Source organism: Citrobacter sp. wls718 (assembly GCF_005280945.1).
Classification (GTDB): domain Bacteria; phylum Pseudomonadota; class Gammaproteobacteria; order Enterobacterales; family Enterobacteriaceae; genus Citrobacter; species Citrobacter gillenii.
This window is the reverse complement of sequence record NZ_SZWV01000109.1, coordinates 62,775-70,976: the sequence shown is the minus strand read 5'-3', so window position 1 is coordinate 70,976 and position 8,202 is coordinate 62,775. Positions and strand designations below refer to the sequence as shown.

The window sequence follows — 8,202 nt, the reverse complement described above, 5'->3', positions numbered from 1 at the left end:
GGTTGAATTTATTCTTCGGTTTTATCGGCAGCTTCAGCTTTCTCGTTCTCCGCCTCGTTATCTTCGTCTCGCGTACGTCGCTTACCGACATAGAAACGGGAGAAGAAAACGCCGACTTCAAACAGGCAGTACATTGGTATGGCCAACAGCGTTTGCGAAAAGACATCCGGCGGCGTCAGTAACATCCCCACGACAAAGGCGCCGACGACAACATAAGGACGTTTTTTACGTAAGTCTTCAGGCGTCGTAATGCCCATCCAGCACAGCAGCACAATGGCAACGGGAACCTCGAAGGAAACCCCAAAGGCCATGAAAAGTGCCATTACGAAGCTGAGGTAGCTGGCAATATCCGTCGACACCTGTACGCCCTGCGGAGCCGTATTGGCAAGGAAACCAAACGCCAGCGGGAAGACGACAAAGTAGGCGAATGCCATGCCGATATAGAACAGCAGCGAACTTGAAACCAGCAGCGGCACAACAAGGCGGCGTTCATGCTTATATAACGCGGGAGCAATAAATGCCCATACCTGGTACAGGATCACTGGCGCTGACAGGATCAGCGACACCATAAAGGTGAGCTTGATCGGGGTAAAGAACGGCGAGGCCACATCTGTGGCGATCATCGTCGCACCCTGCGGCATTTGCTTGATCAGCGGTGCCGCAACCATATGGTAAATGTCGTTGGCAAAATAAACCAACGCCAGAAAGATCACCAGAACCGCAATAATGCAGTTCAGGAGTCGCTTACGCAGCTCAATCAAATGCGTGATGAGCGGTTGAGTATCTTCTACAGCCATGTTTACGGTTTATCACTCGACGAAGGGGAGGATTCGACAACAGGCGCGGCGGATTTCTTTTCTGCGTCCATCAACGTTACGGAAGCGGCTTCCGTCGGTTCCGGCGTACTAGCACCCGTGGATTGCGGTTTTTGCTCTGGCGAGCTGGCCTGCGCTTCAGCCGTAGCCGGGGTAACCCCCTCATGCTGCGCTTCGCTCCCTTTCACTACCGGATTATGGATAGTGTGGGCTTCATCGCTGGCTTTCTCAGGGTCGTTAGCGCTGTAAGAACGCTTCATCGACTCCGCAGCTTCACGCAATTCATCCATCGAAGCTTTCAGCTCCGGCGTCAGATTTGTCAGGCTCGCTTTCTCAACTTTTTTCAGGCTGTCCTGAAACTCCTGAAGCTTAAGCTCCTGGGTCAGTTCATTCTGAACCGTCGTTGCAAGAGAGCGCAATGCACGAACCCAACCCGCGACCGTTTTTACCGCCACCGGCAGTCGTTGTGGCCCCAGAACAATGAGGCCAATCACGAACACCAATAGCAGTTCGCTAAAACCGATATCAAACACGGATTATACCTGCTCTTTATCGTGGCTTTTGGCGTCTTCTTTTTTCACTTCACCCTGCTTATCGGTGATGGATTTAGCAGTAAAATCAGCGTCCTGGCTGGTTTTATCTTGCTTAGGTTCATCATCACCCATCGCCTTTTTGAAGCCTTTGATTGACGCGCCAAGATCGGAACCGATGGAGCCGAGTTTCTTGGTGCCGAATAGCAGTACAACGATGACGGCAATGATCAACAACTGCCAGATACTGATACCACCCATACATGTTCCTCTGTTATAGATGATGAATTAATAAGACCGTAGTATACGTTACACGACCTGCCTTGAGCGATGAAAAATTCAGCGCATTTTGCGCCAGCCTATCAGCCAGGCAATGACGCCACCCGCCATTAGCCAGCCAGGCATCAAACCCCACTCAGGACGGCTTACCAGCAAGAACGTCCCACTTAGCAGCAGCGTTGCGCCAATACCCAATAAATAACGGGATTGTCCCTGACGAACATGATTCGCCTGAAGCTCGCGCGCAATCTTATCAACACTGTGTTGTAAATATTTGCCCTGGCGCAAACTGTCATACACAAGTTCAGGTATTTCTGGCATTTTTTCGACCCAGAACGGTGCTTTTTCTTTAAAAGCCCTGACAAGCGCAGGAATACCGACCTGATCTTTAATCCACGACTCCAGAAATGGCTTGGCTGTTTTCCATAAATCTAACTGCGGATACAGCTGTCGACCAACGCCCTCAACATACAACAATGTCTTCTGTAACAGCACCAGTTGCGGCTGGACTTCCATATTAAACCGACGTGCGGTGTTAAACAGGTTCAACAGCACGTGACCAAATGAAATTTCCGACAGCGGTTTTTCAAATATCGGTTCACACACGGTACGAATAGCAAATTCAAATTCTTCGACGTTGGTGTCCGGCGGAACCCAGCCAGAATCTACGTGCAACTCGGCAACCTTGCGGTAGTCGCGGTTAAAGAACGCGATAAAGTTTTCCGCCAGGTAGCGCTTATCTTCTTTATTCAACGAACCGACAATCCCGCAGTCAATGCCAATATATTTCGGGTTCTCAGGGTGTTCATAGCTAACAAAAATATTCCCAGGGTGCATATCCGCATGGAAAAAGCTGTCGCGGAATACCTGAGTAAAGAAGACCTGAACGCCACGCTCAGCCAACAGTTGCATATTGGTGCCGTTCTTCTCAAGCGCGGCAACATCTGAAACAGGGATACCGTAAATACGCTCCATCACCATCATGTTCTGACTGCAATAGTCAGAATACACTTCCGGGATGTACAGCATCGGGCTGTCTTCAAAATTACGCCGCAGCTGAATCGCGTTCGCCGACTCGCGCAGCAGATTCAGCTCATCGATCAGCGTTTTTTCATATTCACGCACCACTTCCGTTGGCCGCAGGCGGCGACCATCCGGCAGCAAGCGAGGCACCCAGCGAGCAAGGCGATAGATCAGTTTTAAATCGGCTCTGATGACCGGCAGAATATCCGGGCGAATGACCTTGATCACGACCTCTTTGCCGTTCGATTTCAGTCGCGCAGTGTGTACCTGTGCAATAGACGCAGATGCCAGTGGAGTGATGTCAAAATCATCAAACCATTCTTCAACAGGGAGTCCGCCCATTGCTTCTTCGATTTGTTGTTTTGCACGTTGCCCATCGAATGGGGCCACCCGGTCCTGCAGCAGTGCAAGCTGATCGGCGATTTGCGGAGGAAAAAGGTCGCGGCGGGTGGAAAGCATTTGACCAAACTTGATCCACACCGGTCCCAGCTCCTGCAAAGCCAGTCTCAGCCTTTCACCCAGCGGTTTATCTTTATGTCGGTTTGGCATCCAGAACAACGTGTAGCGCCACAACCTAAGCGGCAGCGTAATACGCATTTTGGGGATGAGTTCATCAAGACCGTAGCTTAAGAAAGTGCGAATGATGAAATAAAGGCGCCGTACTTCACCTGGCGTCATTTGGCCTCCAGTTTTTCCAGCCGTTTGGCCAGAGAGTCGACCGCACGCTCAACGGCAGCGGTTTCTTCGGCAAACCATGCAACTTCCAGCGGGCCCGGGGCCATGCGCCACTCTTCGGTGATCGCTTCGGCAACATAACGCTGCTGACGTTGAACGGTACGGCATAAAAACGTAGCCCCACCGCGCAGGGTCTTGCTGATCCCTTCTGCAACAATATCGCCAGTATAAGGGGCAAGTAGTTCTGCGGGATCGAACTCCGCCAGGTCTGCCAGCGCGACAACGTTCTGCACCACTTGAATATCGCCCTGCACTTCCAGCTCGCCGCTGCGGATAAGCGCCGTGAGCTGCTGGCGATCGCGCAATTTTGGTAACACGCTGGCATGCGTGATCACGGTGCAATCAGCTTCGCCTTCCCATGCCCCCAGTACATCAACCTGGCGTTCGCTAAACACCAGGACTAGCGGGGTCGAAAATCCTTTGAGATCTACACGCAGCACCTTGCCCTGCAAACGCGTTCTGGCTGATTTCAGTGCCGGTGAACGATACAGAAAGGTGTTGAGCAGATTTTCAACGCCTGCGGTCACTAAGGGTTTAAAAGGCATCCCCGATCTCCTGTCAGAACTTGTAACCACGATGCAGCGCAACAACACCTGCCGTCAGGTTGTAGTAATCAACGCTTTCAAACCCGGCATCTTGCATCATTGCTTTTAACGTGTCCTGATCGGGATGCATACGGATGGACTCCGCCAGATAGCGGTAACTATCGGCATCGCTTGCCACCATTGAACCGATACGCGGCAGAATATGGAAAGAGTATGCGTCATACGCTTTGCTCAGCGGCTCGATAATCGGCTTGGAAAATTCCAACACCAGTAAACGTCCACCAGGCTTCAACACGCGATACATAGAACGCAGTGCTTTGTCTTTATCCGTGACGTTACGCAGGCCGAACGAAATGGTAATGCAGTCAAAGGTGTTGTCCGGGAACGGCAATGCTTCCGCGTTCGCCTGGACATACTCGACGTTGCCAATCACGCCAATGTTGCGCAGCTTTTCGCGACCCATTTTGAGCATTGAGTCATTGATATCCGCCAGAACCACTTTCCCGGTTTCACCGACCATGCGAGAAAATTTCGCCGTCAGATCGCCCGTACCACCGGCTAAATCCAGGACAGTCTGCCCACGGCGCACGCCACTGCAATCAATGGTGAAGCGCTTCCACAAACGATGAATGCCAAATGACATTAAGTCATTCATAACGTCATATTTAGACGCCACAGAATGAAAAACGTGGGCCACCATGTCAGCTTTCTGCTCTTTAGCGACGGTCTGAAAGCCAAAGTGCGTCGTTTCTTGTGAATTATCCACCATCTCAGTGCCTGCTCATCCAAAAAATGTTCGAGAAGTGTAACAGATTGGGCCAATTTGCCCTACCCTTCTACCGGGTTCAACTAACCCAAACGGGCTAGTTTGATTGCTGATTTACCGCCTCTCCATCGGGGTAAGTCTCGTCTTGTTGCGCCTCGGGGACCGAACGTAAACGAAACTCTTCATCCTGGCTCGTGGCTTGTTCAGCCAGTTCAGGATTAATCTCGCGCTTAATTTCTACACCCAATCCACGAAACGCTTCTGCCTGAGCCAGAACGTTTCCACGCCCTGAAGACAATTTTTTCATCGCCTGCCGATAGTTATCTTGTGCCTTGTCCAGGCTCTGACCAATTGCTGACATATCATCGACAAACAGCCGCATTTTGTCATAAAGCTTGCTGGCCCGGTCCGCGATCTGCTGCGCATTACGACTTTGATGCTCATACCGCCACAGATTAGCAATGGTGCGCAATGCCACCAACAACGTGGTCGGGCTTACCAGCATAATATTATTTCTGAGTGCTTCTGTAATCAGTTCGGGCTGCCTGTCCAGCGCCAGCAGAAAAGCGGGCTCAACCGGGATAAACATCAGCACATAATCAAGCGTACGTAATCCCGGCAACTGCTGGTAGTCTTTGCGGCCCAGCAGACGAATATGGTTACGCACGGAGGCGATATGTTCCTGTAACGCACTTTCGCGGGTGTAGTCATCCTCTGCATTAAAGTAGCGTTCATAGGCCACCAGCGTCATTTTCGCATCGATCACCACGTCTTTGCCCTGCGGCAATCGGACAATAACATCCGGCTGCATCCGCGATCGTGCGTCATTTTCTATGCTGACCTGAGTTTCATATTCATAGCCTTCGCGCAGACCGGACGCCTCCAGTACCCGCGTGAGTACGACTTCTCCCCAGTTGCCCTGGGTTTTGTTATCGCCTTTCAGCGCCCGTGTCAGGTTAACCGCTTCTTGCGCCATCTGCGCGTTCAGTTGCTGGAGGTTACGAATTTCGTGCGCCAGGGTATGACGCTCTTGCGCCTCTTTGCCAAAGCTATCCTGCACCTGGCGGCGAAAACCGTCCAGCTGTTCACGTAATGGTGTAAGCAAGCTATTCAGGCTTTGGCGATTTTGCTCATCAACGCGACGATTGCTGTGTTCAAAAATACGGTTTGCCAGGTTTTCGAACTGTTCGCTCAGACGCTGTTCGCTGTTGATCATCTGGCGGATTTTATCTTCCGCATGCTGTTGCGTCGCGTCGAGTCGCGTGGTGACTTCCCGGAGATCGGCTTCCAGAGAGGTGTTAATACTCTGCAGGCTGCGAAGTTCGTTGTTGAGTAGCTCGCACTCGTCGCGCCAGTGGGCTTCCTGCGCCAGCTGTTGACGTGCGGCGCTTAGCGCAATATCCAGTTCACGCCGTTCTTCGATAAGATCCGCGCGGATTTGGTCGGCACGCGCTTTGGTCGCCAGCCAGCCCACAAGCAGCCCTGCAGCTAACGCTACGACGGCACTTATCATTATCGAAATATCCACTACGCCCCCCTTACAGCAACGACTTACCCGCACAAAATAGAATTGTGCTGTATAAACGTCCAGTTTAAAAGGAATTTCCTGCGAGGTACTGCGCAAAATAAAAAGGCCGAACATGTCGGCCTTTTCAGAAAGGAGAGAAAATTACAGCAGGCGACGTGCAGCCTCTACCACGATTTTCACCGCGTGGCTTTCCGTTTGCTTCATGGTTTCAGCATTCGGGATTTCTTGCTGAGTACGGTTAACGATAACACCCGCAACCATACCGGCACGCAGACCCTGGCTTGCACACATGGTCAGCAGCGTAGCGGATTCCATTTCGTAGTTCATGACGCCCATGGACTGCCACTCTTCCATCGAGCCTTTGAAACGGCTCACCACGCGACCAGAGAAGGTGTCATAACGCTCCTGGCCTGGGTAGAAGGTATCTGAAGAGGCGGTCACGCCGACGTGGGTAGTCGCGCCAATAGATTTCGCGGCTTCCACCAGCGCGGTGGTGCATTCGAAATCGGCAACAGCCGGAAATTCCATCGGTGCAAAGTGCAGGCTCGCCCCGTCCAGACGGACAGACGCGGTGGTAACCAGCACGTCGCCCACGTTGATATGCGGCTGAATAGCGCCGGTCGTACCGATACGCAGGAAGGTACGAATGCCCAGTTGCGCCAGTTCTTCTACGGCGATAGAGGTCGACGGACCGCCGATACCGGTAGAGCAGACAATCACAGCTTTACCATCCAGCTCAGCACGCCAGGTAGTGAACTCGCGATGAGATGCCAGCTTAACCGGCTTGTCCATCAGCGCGGCGATCTTTTCCACACGCTCAGGGTCGCCAGGGACGATAGCAAGCGTAGCCCCTTGTAAATCGTTCTTGGTGAGGCCGAGATGAAAAACATCAGACTTAGACATAAAAACTCCTCTGTGAATCGGTTTTGTCAGAAGAAGCAAAAACACACTTTACCGAAGGCATAAACATATTTTCGTGACAGCCATCACTTTGATGTAAATCAATTGCATTTCATTACCGTCAAATAGTGATGAACATCACATTAACTGTTCGATACAGGCAAGCCTTGCACAAAAGATAGACCGTTTAAGGCAATGTGGTTCGTTGCACGCGTCTATAGTTAATGATGCGCTATTTGGCTAAATACTTAAGGGTACGGAGAATACCATGGCAACAACACGACAATCTGGCTTTGCACCTGCAGTATCCCCACCCGCAGCAACGGCGGTTCACACCCCGGATAACGAAATCATCGCGGGAATAACGTCGATTCCGTCTCAAGGCGATGATATGCCTGCGTATCATGCACGCCCGAAGCACAGCGAAGGTCCGCTACCGGTTGTTATCGTCGTGCAGGAAATTTTTGGCGTTCATGAACACATCCGTGATATTTGTCGCCGCCTGGCGCTGGAAGGGTATCTGGCTGTCGCTCCAGAGCTTTACTTTCGCGAGGGCGATCCGAATGATTTTGCCGATATTTCAACGCTGTTAAGCGGCCTGGTGGCCAAAGTCCCGGACTCTCAGGTTCTGGCCGATCTGGACCACGTCGCCAGTTGGGCCTCACGCAACGGTGGTGACGCACACCGACTGATGATCACTGGTTTTTGCTGGGGTGGACGCATCACCTGGCTGTATGCCGCACACAACCCGCAGTTAAAAGCGGCAGTGGCATGGTATGGCAAACTGGTCGGCGACAAAACGCTGAACTCGCCCAGGCATCCTGTCGATATCGCTACCGATCTTAACGCCCCCGTGTTGGGGCTTTATGGCGCGCAGGACACCAGTATTTCGCAGGAAAGCGTGGAAACCATGCGTCAGGCATTGCGCGCGGCGAATGCCAAAGCAGAAATCGTGGTGTATCCCGATGCCGGGCATGCTTTTAACGCGGATTATCGCCCGAGCTATCACGAAGAGTCCGCCAATGACGGCTGGCAAAGAATGCTGGCGTGGTTTGCGCAATATGGTGGGAAGAAATAAATG

9 protein-coding genes are annotated in these 8,202 nt (G+C 52.0%); 1 reads left to right on the top strand and 8 read right to left on the bottom strand.

Annotation, left to right across the window (positions count from 1 at the left end; genetic code table 11):
• Nucleotides 1-8 precede the first annotated feature (8 nt).
• The 8 genes from tatC to udp form a co-directional block, all read right to left on the bottom strand.
• The gene (gene tatC, locus FDW95_RS22085; protein WP_137363615.1) at nucleotides 9-797 is read right to left on the bottom strand and encodes a Sec-independent protein translocase subunit TatC; all 789 of its coding nucleotides are present in this window, start codon (nucleotides 795-797) and stop codon (nucleotides 9-11) included.
• A gap of 2 nt (nucleotides 798-799) precedes the next feature.
• Nucleotides 800-1,348 carry a Sec-independent protein translocase protein TatB gene (tatB, locus tag FDW95_RS22080; protein WP_096758906.1) on the bottom strand — a complete coding sequence of 183 codons (549 nt, stop codon included), beginning with the start codon at nucleotides 1,346-1,348 and terminating at the stop codon, nucleotides 800-802.
• Nucleotides 1,349-1,351: 3 nt separating this feature from the next.
• Nucleotides 1,352-1,606 (bottom strand): Sec-independent protein translocase subunit TatA, encoded by a 255-nt coding sequence (tatA, locus tag FDW95_RS22075; RefSeq protein ID WP_096758907.1) that lies wholly within the window; start codon nucleotides 1,604-1,606, stop codon nucleotides 1,352-1,354.
• A gap of 78 nt (nucleotides 1,607-1,684) precedes the next feature.
• Complete coding sequence (ubiB, locus tag FDW95_RS22070) at nucleotides 1,685-3,325, bottom strand: ubiquinone biosynthesis regulatory protein kinase UbiB (protein ID WP_115259832.1); 1,641 nt, start codon at nucleotides 3,323-3,325, stop codon at nucleotides 1,685-1,687.
• Nucleotides 3,322-3,927, bottom strand: a complete 606-nt coding sequence (gene ubiJ, locus FDW95_RS22065; RefSeq protein ID WP_115259833.1) for a ubiquinone biosynthesis protein UbiJ — start codon at nucleotides 3,925-3,927, stop codon at nucleotides 3,322-3,324. The genes ubiB and ubiJ overlap by 4 nt, the downstream gene beginning before the upstream one ends.
• Nucleotides 3,928-3,940: 13 nt before the next feature.
• Complete coding sequence (gene ubiE / locus FDW95_RS22060; RefSeq protein WP_096758910.1) at nucleotides 3,941-4,696, bottom strand: bifunctional demethylmenaquinone methyltransferase/2-methoxy-6-polyprenyl-1,4-benzoquinol methylase UbiE; 756 nt, start codon at nucleotides 4,694-4,696, stop codon at nucleotides 3,941-3,943.
• A gap of 94 nt (nucleotides 4,697-4,790) precedes the next feature.
• Nucleotides 4,791-6,221 carry a DNA recombination protein RmuC gene (gene rmuC / locus FDW95_RS22055; RefSeq protein WP_115259834.1) on the bottom strand — a complete coding sequence of 477 codons (1,431 nt, stop codon included), beginning with the start codon at nucleotides 6,219-6,221 and terminating at the stop codon, nucleotides 4,791-4,793.
• A gap of 141 nt (nucleotides 6,222-6,362) precedes the next feature.
• On the bottom strand, nucleotides 6,363-7,124 hold the full coding sequence (gene udp / locus FDW95_RS22050; RefSeq protein ID WP_003828923.1) for a uridine phosphorylase: 762 nt from the start codon (nucleotides 7,122-7,124) through the stop codon (nucleotides 6,363-6,365).
• Between the two features lie 265 nt (nucleotides 7,125-7,389).
• Between udp and FDW95_RS22045 the strand changes: the two genes are divergently transcribed.
• The gene (locus FDW95_RS22045) at nucleotides 7,390-8,199 is read left to right on the top strand and encodes a dienelactone hydrolase family protein (RefSeq protein WP_115259835.1); all 810 of its coding nucleotides are present in this window, start codon (nucleotides 7,390-7,392) and stop codon (nucleotides 8,197-8,199) included.
• Nucleotides 8,200-8,202: the final 3 nt, after the last annotated feature.